Consider the following 13,449-nt stretch of genomic DNA (forward strand, 5'->3'; position numbering starts at 1 on the left):
TCAGCCGTTCAGCAGCGGCACGAGGTATTCCTCCTCGTAGTCGAGGTGCGCCTCGACCTCCCGGGTGAGCCGGTCGACCTCCTCCAGCAACGTGCCGGGGGAGAGGGCGTCGTCGCGGAGGAGCGCCTGGAGCTCTTCCAGCAGCCGCTGGACGGTCTCGTGCTCGGCGCGCAGCCGGGCCATCACCGGCTCCAGCTCCGGATAACGCGCCTCCACCGCGGGGAAGACGGTGCCGTCCTCGCGCGCGTGGTGCTCGTGCAGGTTGCCGCACATGGTCAGGCAGTTGACGCGCAGCTGCGCGCCAAGGCGCGGCCCCGACCGGGTGACCTCGGTGCGGATGCGGGACAGCTCCCTGCGGAAGGCGTCGTGCACCAGCTTGAGCGCGTCGCCCAAGCGGCCCGGTGGCGGCCCGTCGAAGATCGGGAGGAGCGCGACCACGGGCAGGACGCGGCCCGCGCTCTCCTGGTACCGGCCCCAGCCGGGGTCGGCTTCGACGGCGCGGGCGAACATGCGGTCGCGTTCCTCGCCCTCCAGCACGACCGCCTTCGCCTGGTAGGTGAAGACGCCGTCCTCCACGCCGACCTGCGGGTTGGCGACCAGATTGTGGTACCAGGCAGGGTGCCGCGGCGCGCCCCCGGCCGAGGCGATGATCAGGTTGCGCTCGCCGTCGGGCAGGTAGCCGAGCGGCGTCGTGTGGCGCGCGCCCGTGCGCGCTCCGACGGTCGTCAGAAGGAGCAGCCTGGCTCCCTCGAACATGCCGCCGACCTGGCCGCGGTTGGCCCGGAACTCGTCGATGATCTGCTGGTTGAAGTCAATGGGCATGCGTGTTTTCGCTCCAAAGCGGGATGAGTCTTTTCGATGACCTGGAAACCCGTCACGGCACGTCGGAACGACGTGCGCGGGTCAGCTGCGTTCAGGCACGCCCAGCGATGTGAGAAGTCATCGGCCTCATCCCCTTTGGTTTCGGCGCCTCCATGCCGCCGCCGTCCCCACGGCCGGCGTCACGCGACGCGACGGCCATTACACGTTGATCCGCGACGGATGTCAACCCGCCCGGATGGGAGTGCGCGAGGACGGAGTCGAACCGCCACAGCCGAAGCGTCCGGTTTACAGCCGGGTGGGCTCCCCAACGTGCCCAGCTCGCGCATGGTCAATGGTTCATCGGGCCGATGAATGGCCGGCCGTACCCCGTACCGGACTCGAACCGGCGATTTCCCGGGTGAAAGCCGGGCGTCCTGACCGCTGGACCAACGGGGCCTTTTACTTTCGTACGTCCGGCGGGACTCGAACCCGCACCGTCCGGTTCCTTAGACCGGTGCCTCTGCCATTGGGCTACGGACGTGCCAGCACTTTCGTGGACCGACAGGATCTCGAAACCTGAACTCCTGCTTGCAGGGCAGGTGTGATGCCTTTTCACCATCAGCCCAAAGAGAAAGGCCGCCCGGATGCTTTCCCGGCGGCCTCTGGACGATCCTTGAGAGGGATTATCCAGAAGCCCGCCCGGCGAGCACGAGCGCGCCGCCGCACGCCGCGCCCCGGCGATAGCGGCGTTCGGCTGCGAATCTCATGGCGGGCCTTTCCTTTCGTTCTTCGGACGAACATGACAGTAGCCGGTGCGCCTCGGCGAATGCCATTGATTTATGGTCGGAGCATGCGGATCGGAGAGCTTGCCGCGCTGCTCGGGGTGTCCACCCGGACCGTGCGCTACTACCACCAGCAAGGCATCCTGCCGGAGCCGGCGCGCCTGGCCAACGGCTACCGCGAGTACGGCATGCGCGACGCCATCGCCCTGGCCCGCGTGCGGCGCCTGGTGGAGCTCGGGCTGAGCCTGGAGGAGGCGCGGGACGTCATCGCGGACGACCGCTCCCGCGAGCTGTCCGAGATCCTCACCGAGATCGACGCGGACCTGGCCCGGCAGGAGCACGAGATCCAGCTGCGCCGCCTGCGGCTGGCCGAGGTGCTCAAGCAGGCGGAGACCGGGTCGCTGGGCCCCGACGACACCTCATCGCCCGACCTGCTGGCCTTCCTGCGCACGGTGGAGCTCCCGGCGTCGAAGGCGGCGGCCTGGGACCGCGATCTGCTGGTGCTGATGGACAGCATGGCGACGAGCGGCGATCGCAAGCAGGCGTTCGCGATGTTCGACGCGCTGGCCGCCGACCCCGAGATGGCGGCGCGCGGCCACGACTTCTACCGCAGGCTCGACGAACTGGCCGACGCCTCGCCGGACGATCCGCGGGTGGGGCCGCTGGCGGAGTCGCTGGCCGACTACAGCACGGTGCACCTGCTGGCCGGCTCCGGCCCGCCCGACTGGGACCCGGCGGCGGTGGAGCCGTTCCTCGACGGGCTCGCCCCCGCGCAGGCCGAGGTCGTACGGCAGGCGATGCGGATCATGGCGCGCCGGTGACGTGCGGGGCGACCCCGTCGAGCACCCAGTCGAGACCTTCGTCGAAGTCGGGCTGGACGTCGTCGCTCGCGACGAACCTGGCCACCGCCGGGTAGCGGCCGGTGGCCAGCATCCGGGTGAGGTACGGGCCGACGGTGCTCCGCCACTCCTGCTCGTCCAGGCCGCTCGCGCGCTCGGTCCGCAGCTCGGTGATCTCGCGGCGGACCGCGCCCATCACGTACGCGTTCACGGTGGTGGCGACCTGCAGCATCGTGGTGACCGGCACGTCCTTCAGCGCGGTCAGGGAGGTCTCCAGGTAGGCCAGCGCATTGGGCCCGAGATTGGGCCGCCCGCCCAGCAGGTCGGCGAACCACTCGTGGCGCAGCGCCGCCTGCCTGGTGCGCCGGGCGAGATCCCGCAGCGCCGCCCGCCAGTCGTCGCCGGCCGGCTCTGACGGGACGATCTCGCCGTAGACCTCGTCCACCATGAGGTCCAGCAGCTCTTCCTTGGTGGACAGATAGCCGTACAGGCGCATGGGGCCCGCGTCGAGCGCGGCGGCGACCTTGCGCAGCGACACCGCGTCGAGCCCCTCGCGGTCGGCGAGGTCGATGGCCGCGCGCACGATCCGATCCCTGCTCAGCGGGCTCGGCGTGGGCCTGCTCGGCGGCTCGGGCCGCTCCCAGACGAGCATGGGCTCACCTCCTTGAGGAACGAGACTACACCGTCTATCGTTGATACAGCGTATCGACCAATACACTGTATCGAAGGGATCGTGTCATGACCTCTCCCCGCATCGCCGTCGTCGGAGCCGGGCTCGGCGGCCTCACCCTCGCCCGCGTCCTGCAGCTCCACGGCCTGCCCGTCACCGTCTTCGAACGCGAGCCGTCACCCGATTCCCGCTCCCAAGGCGGCACCCTCGACATGCACACGGGCTCCGGGCAGACCGCGCTGGCCAAGGCCGGGCTGCTCGACGAGTTCCGCGCGCTGGCCCGGCGGGAAGGGCAGGAGAGGCGGATCCTCGACGAGGACGGGACCCTGCTCCACCACGAGCAGCCCGCCGACGGCGACGAGAGCATGCCGGAGATCGACCGGGGGCAGCTGCGCGGCCTGCTCATCGACTCGCTCGCCGACGGCACCATCCGCTGGGGCCGCGGTGTGGAGGGGGCCGCCGGGCGGAGCGTGCTCTTCCGCGACGGCTCCAGCGAGGAGTTCGACCTGGTCGTGGGCGCGGACGGCGCCTGGTCCCGAGTGCGTTCCAGCCTGTCGGAGGTGACGCCCGCCTACACCGGCGTCAGCCACGTCGAGACCGGCTTCGAGGAGGCCCGCCACCCCGAGCTGGCGCGCCTGGTCGGCAACGGCAGCATGTCGGCCTACGGTCCCAACAAGGCCGTGGTCGCCCAGCGCAACAGCAACGGCCGCATCCGCGTCTACGCCGCCTACCGCGGCCCTCAGGGCCGGCCCGTCTCCGAGGTGCTGTCGATGTTCGACGGCTGGGCGGAGAGCGTACGCGCGCTCCTGCTGGAGGCCGACGAGCCGTTCGAGACCCGCCCGCTGTTCACGCTGCCCGTCGGCCATTCCTGGCCGCACACCCCGGGCCGCACGCTGCTGGGCGATGCCGCCCACCTGATGCCGCCGCTGGGCGTGGGCGCCAACCTCGCCATGCTCGAGGGCGCCGAGCTGGCCGACGCCCTGGCCGGCGAGTCCGACGTGGACGCGGCGGTCCGCGCCTACGAGAGCGCCATGTTCCCCCGTGCGGCGCGCCTGGCCCGCTTCGCCACGGACGGCCTCGACGCCCTCTTCTCCCCGGAGGGCGTCAAGGGTGCCCTGCGTCTCTTCAGCGAGTTTTAGGGGCTGACCGCGAAGGCCTGGCGGCCGCGGGCCAGGAGCTCCCGCACGGCCGGGCCGTGGCCGGTGCGCCAGACCAGCGCCAGCAGGGCGGGCGCCTCGGCGTCGGCGATGGGGCGGGCGACGAGCCGGTCGGGGTGGCGGGCGGCCATGGAGTCGCTGAGGACGCCGACGGCGACGCCGCGGGCGGCGAGATCGGCGATGGCGTCGGCGGCGCTGGCCTGCAGAGCGATCACGGGCCTGCGGCCCCGCGCGGCGCAGGCCTGGTCGAACACGGCGCGCAGCCCCGTGCCGGGCGGCATGCACGCGATCGGGTACGCCTCCAGGTCGCGCAGGCCGACCTGGGGGAGCTCGGCCAGGGGGTGGCCGGGCGGGACGGCCACGACGAGGCGCTCGCTGATGATCGTGAGCGCCTCCAGCCCGTCGAGGGCGTCGGTGGCCGTGCCCACGAGGGCCAGGTCGATCGTGCCGGCGCGGACCCCGTCGATGAGCCGGTCCGAGTTGTCCTCCAGCAGGGAGAGCTCCACGCCGGGATGCGCCCGGTGGAAGGCGGCCAGCGCGTCGAACAGCGGCGTGACCGTGCAGCCGATCACCATCCCGATCGTGAGCCGCCCCCGGATCAGGTCGGTCACCTCGCCCACCGCCTCGCTGACCGCCCCCGCCGCCGCGAGCGCGGCCCGGGCGTGATCGAGCGCCGCCCGGCCCGCGACGGTCAGCGTGGCGGTGCGGCCCGAGCGGTCGAACAGCTCGGCGCCGAGCTCCCGCTCGAGCTGGCGGATCTGGGCGCTGACGCCGGACTGGCTGATGTGCACCCGCTCGGCGGCCCGGGTGAAGTTCTGCTCCTCGGCGACCGCGACGAAGTACTCCAGCTGCCTCAGTTCCATAACTGGAGATTCTAGCTTCCATGAGAACCATCTGTTGGACTTCTGGAACGAGCGCGGGCAGGCTGGAGCCATGACGGAATATGAGAAGGCCATGCGGCCGGAGGACATCACCCGCCTGTTCGTCGAGCGCTCCAACGCCGGTGACGCGGCCGGGGTGGCGGCGCTGTACGAGGAGGACGCGGTGCTGGCCTACCCGCCGGGCAGCCAGACCGTGGGCCGGGAGGCGATCCGTGAGCTGTGGGAGAAGGTGCTGGCCGGGCGGCCGCACTTCGAGCCCGAACAGCCGCTGCCGACCCTGGTCCACGGTGACATCGCGCTCACCTCCACCCCGCCGAGGGACGGGGCCGGGGCGCGGGCACAGGTCGTACGCCGCCAGCCGGACGGAAGCTGGCTGCGCGTGATCGACCAGCCCGAGTTCGTCCCGCCCGCCCGCTGAGAACGGGTCGCGGGACCGACTACGCCCCCGAGGGTGGCACCCACCCCCGTGCGGGCGCCATCTGGCGGCGATGTGGCCGAATTTCCGCCGGGAGGGCGCCCAGTGCGCGGCCGGCGGGACGCCTTGGCGCGGACCCCGCTGCCAGGCGGGGCAGACGTCACCGCCGGCCGGACCACCCCGGCTCGCGGGATGGCTCTCAGGACGCCTTGGCGAGGAGGCCGCACGGGCCGCCCCAATATTCGAATATATACCCGGATAGTCGGCGACCCGGTCAGCCCGCGGACGCCGGGTTCAGAGCCGCTGCAGCCCGCTGAGCACCCGTTCCAGCAGGCCGGCCTCCGGCCGTCCGCCGGGCAGGCGCGGGTGGTACAGGTGCAGCAGGCCCTCGGCCGCCATGTCGGCGATCAGCACGCGGGCCACCCCGAGCGGGATCTGCAGCACCGCCGCCACCTCGGCCACCGAGCGGACCTGCCGGCACAGCTCGCTGATGGCGGCGTACTCGGGCGTGATCAGGGCGAAGGTGTGCGGCGGCGCGTCGGCGGAGCAGACCAGGGCCTCCATCGCCAGCTTGATGCGCGGCGCGGTGCGCCCGCCGGTGACGGCGTACGGCCGGACCGGCGAATCCGGGTCCTGCTCGTCGGGGTCGGGCGGCGGCCGCCAGCCGCCGCCCCAGGGCGGGTCGGTCATGCGCGCTCACCAGGGCTGCCGGGCGCGAAGGGCGGGCGTGAGCACCTGCCCGGCCCGGTCGGCCAGAAGCGTCATCTGGTAGGCCACCACGCCCATGTCGCAATCCGGGGCGGCCAGCACGGTCAGGCAGGAGCCGTCGCTGATGGACACGTTCACCATGAGCCCGCGCTGCATCTCGATGGCGGACTGGATGACCGGCCCGCCCTCGAACAGCGTGGCCGCGCCCTGCGTCAGGCTGGTCAGCCCCGAGGCGACGGCGGCCAGTTGCTCGGCGCGTTCAGGCGGGAAACCGGCCGAGACGGCGAGCGGGAGTCCGTCGGAGGAGACGACCGCCGCGTGGGCGACGCCGGGAACCGACCGGACGAAGTCGGTGATCAGCCAGTCGAGATTGCTGCTGCGGGTCATGGGCCTTCCTCGCGGGTCGTGCTCCCTGCATCGAAGGGAGGGATGCTGCGCATGCAGATGTCGTCGCGGGCCGCTCGGAACCCCTGCTGGTAGCTGGCCATGCGGTCGCGTACCTGCTCGGGCGAGATCTGCGGGATGGGGGCGACGCCCTTGGGCACCGAGGGGGTGTCGGCGCTGCCGGGCACCAGATTGGCCTTGGGCACGCGTTTGGGCAGGCCCGAGGCGGTGGTGCCGTCGTTGGCCGGGCTGGCGGCGGCCTCGGCCGCGCTCCAGCCGGCGTCGGCCTGGGCGGAGCTCCAGGCGCCGTCGGAGGTGTCGTGGTTGAACCAGGCCGACTTCACCGCCGCGAAGATCGGCAGGTAGCCGTCGTCGGGGACGGACGCGACGCTCAGCCCCGTGCCGAGCGGGTCCATGGGGATCACCCTGGCGGGGACGTTGCCGTCCGGGGCCGGCACCGCGCCACCGAAGGCAGGGCCTTGTGGGACCGGGCCACCGAGCGCCGGGCCTTCCGGGAGCGGGCCCGGGCCGCCGCGCAGGAGGTCGAAGCGCGCCCTGGCCCCGGGCGTGTCGAACATGCCCGGCCAGATGGAGGGCGCCGACCAGCCCGTTGAGGGCTGGTCGGGCGCGGGATCGGTGGCGAACGACGGCCAGTCGGCCGAACCAGTGCCCATGGCCGGCGAGTACGGCCGCGGGGGCGGGACCACGGGCGGGGGATTGGTGGCCCAGGAGTCGGAGATGTCGAACGGCCGCCCGAAGGAGGCCGCGGGCGTCGGCTGGGCGGGCGCCTGCAGCAGCGCCTCCGGCAGGAACACCGTGGCGGTCAGGCCCTTGGAGTCGTTGAGGTGCAGCTGCACCCGGATGCCGTGGCGATGGGCCAGCCGGGCGACCACGAACAGCCCCATGCGCCGCGAGACCGACACGTCCACCGTGGGCACGTGGGCCAGGCGCTCGTTGGCCTGCGCGAGCTCGTCGGGGACCATGCCGATACCGCTGTCGGAGATGGACAGGACGGCGCCGCCGCCCTCGATGGCGGCGGCGGTGACGACGACGGGCGTGGTCTGGGGCGAGAACGACAGCGCGTTCTCCACCAGCTCGGCCAGCAGGTGGATGATGTCGTTGACCGCCTGCCCCGAGACGGCGCTGCGGGTGGCGACCCGGGGCGTGACCCGCTCGTAGTTCTCCACCTCCGACAGGCAGGCGCGTACGACGTCGGCCACGCTGACCGGCTTGTTCCAGCGCCTGGGAGGCTCCTGACCGGCCAGGAGCAGCAGGTTCTCGTTGTTGCGCCGCATGCGCGTGGCCAGGTGGTCGAGCGTGAACAGGCTGGCCAGCCGCTGCTCGTCCTGCTCGCCCCGCTCCAGCCCGTCGATGAGCTTGATCTGCCGCTGCACCAGGGTCTGGCTGCGCCTGGAGAGGCTGACGAACATGGCGTTGACGTTGGCGCGCAGCCTGGACTCCTCGCCGGCCAGCCGGACGGCCTCGCGGTGGACCTCGTCGAAGGCCCGCGCGACCTCGCCGACCTCGTCCAGGGAGTCGACCCCGATGGGTGGGATGGCCCTGGTGGTCTCGTCGCCGGTCTCGTGGAGCGAGCGTACGGTCTGCGGCAGGCGTACCCCGGCGATGTGCAGGGCCTCGGTGCGCAGCCGGCGCAGCGGCCTGACCAGTGACTGGGCCATGATGGCGGTCACCATCAGGACCGCGAGCAGCAGCAGGAGGCTGTAGGTGGCGGCCAGCAGCGCGTCGCGGCGCGCGGAGTCCTGCAGCGTGCGGCTCTGCACGTTGATCGACTCGCCGAGCCGCCGCTGGACGGTCCACATGCCGTCCACGGTGCCGCTGATCGCCTCGAACCAGCGCTCGGCGTCGTCCTTGCGGTCCGGGTCGAGATCGACCCGGCCACCCTCGGTGACCTGGGCCAGCGCGCGCAGCCTGATCACCTCGGCGCGGTCCACCAGCGTGCCGGTGACGGTGTCGTCGTAGGTCTGCAGCTGGTCCAGCGTGGCCACCGACCTGAACACGGCGATCTCGCTCTCCTGCTGGGCGCGTGCGGCCATGAAACGTTCGAGCTCGCCGCTCTGGAAGCGGCCCGCCGAGGCCACCGCGGCGAGCAGGCCGCGCTGCTGCGAGGCGGCGTCGTGCGCCTTGGACAGGGCCGACAGCGCGCGGACGCTGTTGCCCAGGGCCTCCTGGTCGCCGCCCTGGGCGATCTGGTCGTGGAACTGCTGGAAGGCGTTGATGATCTGGGAGTACTTGGTCAGCGCGGGCAGCGCGAGCAACTGGGTGGACTGCACGATGCCGCGGGTCGCGGGGATCTCCGGCAGGCGGCTGATCATCTGCTGGGTGATGGTCCAGGCGCTCTCCCCGTGGTCGGGGGTGATCACCTGGGCCTTCGCGCGTACGGCGGCGACCGCCTCGTCGACGGGGGCGAACTGCCGGCGCAGCGGCTCCGCGCGCGTGGCCGAACGGCCGGCGGCCACGAAGAAGACCGCGAGGTCCCGCTCGCGGGCGAGCTGGTGGGTCAGCTCGATGACGGCGTCGCCCAGCTCGGCCTTCTCCAGCACGCGCTGGTACTGGCCCGCCGCGGCCCACGAGGTGATCACCTGCTGGGCGCCGAGTATGACGCCCACCCCGGTGGGGATGAGGATCAGGGCGACGAGGCGCGCCCGCACCCGCCAGTCCCGCAGGCGCAGCCGCCGCTTCTGCCTCCTGCGGACGTGCGCTAATCGGGGGCGAGGGCCGCGCGCGGTCGGTTGCTTCGTCACTGGCTCCCCACTCTGTCGCCTAAACGCACGCCGGCATGCGAGGCGCGAGACGCGCGCCCTGAGACGAAGAGCAATTTGAGCACACACCGACGAGGTAGGCCAACCTTACAAAGACCGTGACTTCCATTGGAATGGCTGATTGACCTGGAATCCCGCCTCTCTGTCCAAGGTCGCCAGAAATAGGACACTTTTGGACAACCCGTAATGATCCGCCGAGTCATGACTCATGACATTTCATGGCAATTGCCGCAGATCCTGCTGTACGATCACCGGCGGCCTTTCGGATGCGTGGACTCGCCAAGGAGAAACCCTCAATGGAATCCGGTTCTGCTTTTCGGGCGTTCCTGGCGTTACTGGCCGCCGCAGCCCTCGCCGGGTGCGGCGGCGGCAGTGGCTCCGTGGCGAACCCGGCCGCTCCGGGCGAGTTGGAGAAGACCACGCTGACCATCGGCGTCAGCCCCACCCCCTCCTCGGCGCCGGTGTTCATCGCCGATCGCAAGGGCTTCTTCAAAGCCGAGGGCCTGACCATCAAGACGGAGATCATCCAGGCTCCGCAGCCGGTCATGCCGAAGATTCTCAACGGCAGCATCGACATATTCAAGGGCAGCTACGTCTCCCTGATCAACATCCAGGACAGCGGCGCCGCCAAATTGAAGATCCTTTCAGACAGTTTGCAGGGCGCGCCCGGCATCGCCGGCGTCGTGGTACGCAAGGATTCCCCGCTGCAGACCCCCAAAGACCTCAAGGACAAGACGATCGCGGTCAACTCCCTGAACAACCTGGGCACCATGTCCATGAGCGCCCATTTGAAGGCGCATGAAGTAACGCCGAAACAGGTGAAGTTCGTCGCCATCGATTTCCAGGCGCAGCTGGGCGCGCTGACGAGCGAGAAGGTGGACGCGGCCTGGATGGTGGAGCCGTTCCTGTCGGCCGCCCAGCAGGCGGGCGCCCGGCTGCTGCTCGACACCAACACCGGCCCGACCGACGCGCTGCCGATCGACGGCTGGGCCGGCACGGCGGAGTGGGTGAGCAAGCACCCCAAGACCGCCGCCGCCTTCCAGCGCGCGGTCGCGAAGGCTCAGCGCCTGGCCGCCACCAACCGCGCCGAGCTGGCCGAGGTCGTCCCGCTCTACACGCAGACGCCCAAGCAGGCGGTGATGACCATGGCGATGGGCACCTTCCCGACCTCCCTCAACCCCAAGCGGATCCAGCGGGTGGCCGACCTGATGTACGAGTTCGGCTACCTGAAGTCCAAGGTGGACGTGGCCTCCATGGTCGTCCCCGAACCCGTTTCCCAACCCGGTTAGTCGCCGGGGCCGTACAGGCGCTCGATCGCCTCGAGCTGCCGGGCGGCGAACCAGGCCCGATCGCGCGCGCCCTGCGACAGCCCGCCGGGCCGCTCCCCGTCGTGCCTGGCGTACTCCTCGGCCCACAGCCCGGTCTTCACCCTGCTCGGCAGGTTGCCCATGCCGGGCCGCCGGCGCAGCCGGCGCAGCGCGCCCACGTCCAGCTCGGCGGCGGCCACCAGCGACTCGCCCGCGCCCGCCTGCGCGAGCACGCGTCCCTGGTGGTCGAGCACCTCCGAGCCGCCGTTGGTGGAGTCGCCGGGGATCGGGATGCCCCTCAGGCCGCCGCTGTTGGCGGAGACCACGTAGGCGAGGTTCTCGACGGCCCTGGCGCGGCGGGCGATCGCCTTCGGGGTCAGCGCCGGTGAGGAGGCCTCGGACGTGGGGTGGCAGAAGACCTCGGCGCCGCGCAGGGCCAGCGCGCGGGCCAGCTCGGGCATGAGGATCTCCTCCGAGGCCAGCACCGCCAGGTTGCCGATCTCGGTGCGGGCCACCGGCAGCACCCCGTCGATGCCGTAGACCTCCAGGTAGCGCTCCCAGACGTCGTACGGGCTCGGCGTGAACATCGAGTGCAGCCTGCGGTAGCGCAGGACCGGCACACCCTGCGGAGAGAGGATCACCGACGCCTGGAAGTACAGCTCGGGGAAGTGCTCGTCGCGCTCGTAGGCGTTCACGCACAGGTAGACGTCGTGCCGGGCGGCGATCCCGGCCAGCGCCTCGTACTCCGGGCCGCCGGGGTCGAGCGCGGCCCTGTCGCGCCACTCGGCGAAGCTCTCGCGCATCGGGAAGCCGGTCAGCACGTACTCGGGCAGCACCACCAGGCGCAGATCGCGACCGAGCCACGCCTTGCTACCGCCGACCTGCTCGGCGATCCGCTCGATGGCGGCGCGGATGGCGGCCCTCGGGTCGGCGGCGGCGTTGACGGCCCTGGTCTCCATCTGGAGAGCCAGGGCCGTGCAGGCGGTCATGAGTGCCCGTTGGCCGCGCACCAGGCCGACCAGGTGGTGGCGCCCTTGCCGAGCTGCTTGTTGTAGAAGGAGCTCCAGGAGTTCTCGCTGGCGCCGGGCGCGGTGGGGGCGGCCTTGAAGAGCGGGTGGTTCGCCTCGACCTCGGCGCGCAGCCAGGGCTCGATCTCGGCGTAGGAGTTCAGCGACCAGCTGCGGGCGTGGTAGGTGAGCTGGCCGCGTACGTCGCTCTCGGCCAGGCACATGAACGGCGTCCACGGGCTCGTACGCGCCCAGCTGATCTTCGTCTTCATGGCCCCGGAGGGGACGGTGCCCGCGACGGTCCTGGCGGCCACCTCGCGCTCGTCCACGGAGAAGTCGAACATCTCCTGGGCCGCGTACACGCCGCCCACCAGGCCGAACCGCTCGCCGAGCGCGGTGCCGAAGTCGGCGCGTACCGGGATGTCACTGGTCCACACGTTCTCATCATGCAACTGGGTCACCGCCGGGCCCACGTAGGAGGAGGTGATGTTGAACGGGCCGAAGTTAACCGCGTCGTTGTTGATGGGGATGACCGGATAGGTCTTCTGGTCGATCGGGTTCTTCCATTCCCGCAGGATCCGCGTGGGGTCGGCTGGGTCGGTGTAGAAGACGATCTCACGGGAGAGCTGGTAGAGCTGCGTCGTGTCCGGCACCCGGTACAGCCGCCTGATGTTGTAACCCTCGATGTTGAACAGCTTCTGGCCGTGCCGCATCGCCGGGTCCAGGCTGTTGCCCTCGATGTTGGCGTACACGCTGCCGGAGATCCGGAAGACCATGTCCTTGCCGTCGGGACGGCCGAAAGTCTGGAGCGAGAGCAGGCCGTTCCGATCGGTGACCGTCTTGTAGACCGGTCCCGGATATGTCGGGTCGGCGGGCTTGTCGTCGGCCACAGCACCGGGAGCGGTCACGCTCAGAAAGAGGGCGGCAAGGGCTAAAACCCGGATGAACTTGCGCTTGACCATGGGTCACTCCGAACACTTGGGCAAGTAGGGAGCCCAATGTGATCATGTCGCGCGCGGCGCTGTCCATCGCCCGCAGAAAACTGCAATGGACTCTAAATTTGGAGTAGACTCCAAGCATGGCGGAGGGGCTCCGGGAGCGGAAGAAGCGGCAGACGCGGCAGCGCATCGGCGACGTGGCCATCGGCCTGTTCGTGGAGCGCGGCTTCGAGCACGTCACGATCGCCGAGGTCGCGGCGGCCGCCGAGGTGTCGGTGAACACCGTCTACAACTACTTCCCGGCCAAGGAGGACCTCGTCCTGCCGCCGGAGGAGGCCTCGCCGCACCGGCTGGCCGACATCGTGCGGGCGCGCCCGCCCGGTCAGTCGGCGGCCGGGGCGGTGCTGGCGCGGCTGCGCGAGGAGGTGCGCGGGCGCGAGCGCCGGGTGGGGCTGACAAAGGGGTTCGGGCCGGTGCTGGAGATGATGCGGGCCGCGCCCACGCTGGCCGCCCGGCTGGAGGACCTCGGCCGCCGGATGACCGACGAGCTGGCCGTCGTGCTGGCCGAGGAGACCGGGGCGGCCGAGGGCGATCCGCTGCCGCGCGTGGCGGCCTGGCACATCGGGTGCCTGCACGCGCTGGTCTACGCCGAGATCGGCCGGCGGACGGTCGCGGCCGAGTCGCCCGATGCCATCGCCGCCGCCGTGCTGGAGCTGATGGATGTCGCAGAAGGGCTGCTGGGCGAGCGTGTCCTGGCCTATGCCGTACGAAAGGGATGAC

At 71.2% G+C, this 13,449-nt stretch carries 13 protein-coding genes and 4 tRNA genes; 5 read left to right on the forward strand and 12 right to left on the reverse strand.

Going from position 1 to position 13,449, the window contains the following annotated elements; translation table 11 throughout:
• From ACIBI9_RS60065 to ACIBI9_RS60085, 5 genes are all read right to left on the reverse strand, one after another.
• Nucleotides 1-822 (reverse strand): nitroreductase/quinone reductase family protein, encoded by an 822-nt coding sequence (locus ACIBI9_RS60065; RefSeq protein ID WP_397236844.1) that lies wholly within the window; start codon nucleotides 820-822, stop codon nucleotides 1-3.
• Between the two features lie 242 nt (nucleotides 823-1,064).
• Nucleotides 1,065-1,146, reverse strand: a tRNA-Tyr gene (locus ACIBI9_RS60070).
• Between the two features lie 38 nt (nucleotides 1,147-1,184).
• Nucleotides 1,185-1,257 (reverse strand) — tRNA-Glu (locus tag ACIBI9_RS60075).
• A 12-nt stretch (nucleotides 1,258-1,269) separates the two neighbouring features.
• Nucleotides 1,270-1,342, reverse strand: a tRNA-Leu gene (locus ACIBI9_RS60080).
• A 13-nt stretch (nucleotides 1,343-1,355) separates the two neighbouring features.
• Nucleotides 1,356-1,426 (reverse strand) — tRNA-Ala (locus tag ACIBI9_RS60085).
• Nucleotides 1,427-1,651: 225 nt separating this feature from the next.
• On the opposite strand from ACIBI9_RS60085, the gene ACIBI9_RS60090 reads away from it, so the two are divergent.
• Nucleotides 1,652-2,404, forward strand: a complete 753-nt coding sequence (locus ACIBI9_RS60090; RefSeq protein ID WP_397236846.1) for a MerR family transcriptional regulator — start codon at nucleotides 1,652-1,654, stop codon at nucleotides 2,402-2,404.
• Here ACIBI9_RS60090 and ACIBI9_RS60095 read toward each other — a convergent pair.
• On the reverse strand, nucleotides 2,388-3,074 hold the full coding sequence (locus tag ACIBI9_RS60095; protein WP_397236848.1) for a TetR/AcrR family transcriptional regulator: 687 nt from the start codon (nucleotides 3,072-3,074) through the stop codon (nucleotides 2,388-2,390). The genes ACIBI9_RS60090 and ACIBI9_RS60095 overlap by 17 nt on opposite strands.
• Nucleotides 3,075-3,160: 86 nt before the next feature.
• Here ACIBI9_RS60095 and ACIBI9_RS60100 point away from each other — a divergent pair, with 86 nt between their 5' ends.
• Nucleotides 3,161-4,231 carry an FAD-dependent oxidoreductase gene (locus tag ACIBI9_RS60100; RefSeq protein WP_397236850.1) on the forward strand — a complete coding sequence of 357 codons (1,071 nt, stop codon included), beginning with the start codon at nucleotides 3,161-3,163 and terminating at the stop codon, nucleotides 4,229-4,231.
• On the opposite strand, the gene ACIBI9_RS60105 is transcribed toward ACIBI9_RS60100, so the two are convergent.
• On the reverse strand, nucleotides 4,228-5,112 hold the full coding sequence (locus ACIBI9_RS60105) for a LysR family transcriptional regulator (protein ID WP_397236852.1): 885 nt from the start codon (nucleotides 5,110-5,112) through the stop codon (nucleotides 4,228-4,230). The genes ACIBI9_RS60100 and ACIBI9_RS60105 overlap by 4 nt on opposite strands.
• A gap of 70 nt (nucleotides 5,113-5,182) precedes the next feature.
• Between ACIBI9_RS60105 and ACIBI9_RS60110 the strand changes: the two genes are divergently transcribed.
• Nucleotides 5,183-5,548, forward strand: a complete 366-nt coding sequence (locus ACIBI9_RS60110) for a YybH family protein (protein ID WP_397236854.1) — start codon at nucleotides 5,183-5,185, stop codon at nucleotides 5,546-5,548.
• A 291-nt stretch (nucleotides 5,549-5,839) separates the two neighbouring features.
• On the opposite strand, the gene ACIBI9_RS60115 is transcribed toward ACIBI9_RS60110, so the two are convergent.
• Genes ACIBI9_RS60115 through ACIBI9_RS60125 form a run of 3 tightly spaced genes read right to left on the reverse strand, consistent with a single transcriptional unit; the run spans nucleotide 5,840 to nucleotide 9,399 of the window.
• Complete coding sequence (locus tag ACIBI9_RS60115) at nucleotides 5,840-6,235, reverse strand: DUF742 domain-containing protein (RefSeq protein WP_350730597.1); 396 nt, start codon at nucleotides 6,233-6,235, stop codon at nucleotides 5,840-5,842.
• A 6-nt stretch (nucleotides 6,236-6,241) separates the two neighbouring features.
• A complete protein-coding gene (locus ACIBI9_RS60120; protein WP_394498969.1) occupies nucleotides 6,242-6,640 on the reverse strand; it encodes a roadblock/LC7 domain-containing protein in 399 nt (132 codons plus the stop codon).
• Nucleotides 6,637-9,399, reverse strand: coding sequence for a nitrate- and nitrite sensing domain-containing protein (locus ACIBI9_RS60125; protein ID WP_397236856.1), 2,763 nt, complete (start codon nucleotides 9,397-9,399; stop codon nucleotides 6,637-6,639). Before ACIBI9_RS60125 ends, ACIBI9_RS60120 begins: the two co-directional genes overlap by 4 nt.
• Nucleotides 9,400-9,713: 314 nt before the next feature.
• Here ACIBI9_RS60125 and ACIBI9_RS60130 point away from each other — a divergent pair, with 314 nt between their 5' ends.
• Nucleotides 9,714-10,706 carry an ABC transporter substrate-binding protein gene (locus ACIBI9_RS60130; RefSeq protein ID WP_397236858.1) on the forward strand — a complete coding sequence of 331 codons (993 nt, stop codon included), beginning with the start codon at nucleotides 9,714-9,716 and terminating at the stop codon, nucleotides 10,704-10,706.
• Here ACIBI9_RS60130 and ACIBI9_RS60135 read toward each other — a convergent pair.
• Nucleotides 10,703-11,713, reverse strand: a complete 1,011-nt coding sequence (locus ACIBI9_RS60135) for a nitrilase-related carbon-nitrogen hydrolase (RefSeq protein WP_397236860.1) — start codon at nucleotides 11,711-11,713, stop codon at nucleotides 10,703-10,705. The genes ACIBI9_RS60130 and ACIBI9_RS60135 overlap by 4 nt on opposite strands.
• On the reverse strand, nucleotides 11,710-12,693 hold the full coding sequence (locus ACIBI9_RS60140; RefSeq protein WP_397236862.1) for a DUF1838 family protein: 984 nt from the start codon (nucleotides 12,691-12,693) through the stop codon (nucleotides 11,710-11,712). Before ACIBI9_RS60140 ends, ACIBI9_RS60135 begins: the two co-directional genes overlap by 4 nt.
• A gap of 116 nt (nucleotides 12,694-12,809) precedes the next feature.
• Between ACIBI9_RS60140 and ACIBI9_RS60145 the strand changes: the two genes are divergently transcribed.
• The gene (locus ACIBI9_RS60145) at nucleotides 12,810-13,448 is read left to right on the forward strand and encodes a TetR/AcrR family transcriptional regulator (protein WP_397236864.1); all 639 of its coding nucleotides are present in this window, start codon (nucleotides 12,810-12,812) and stop codon (nucleotides 13,446-13,448) included.
• The last annotated feature ends 1 nt before the right edge of the window (nucleotide 13,449 follow it).

The sequence above is a fragment of the Nonomuraea sp. NPDC050451 genome, from assembly GCF_044458585.1.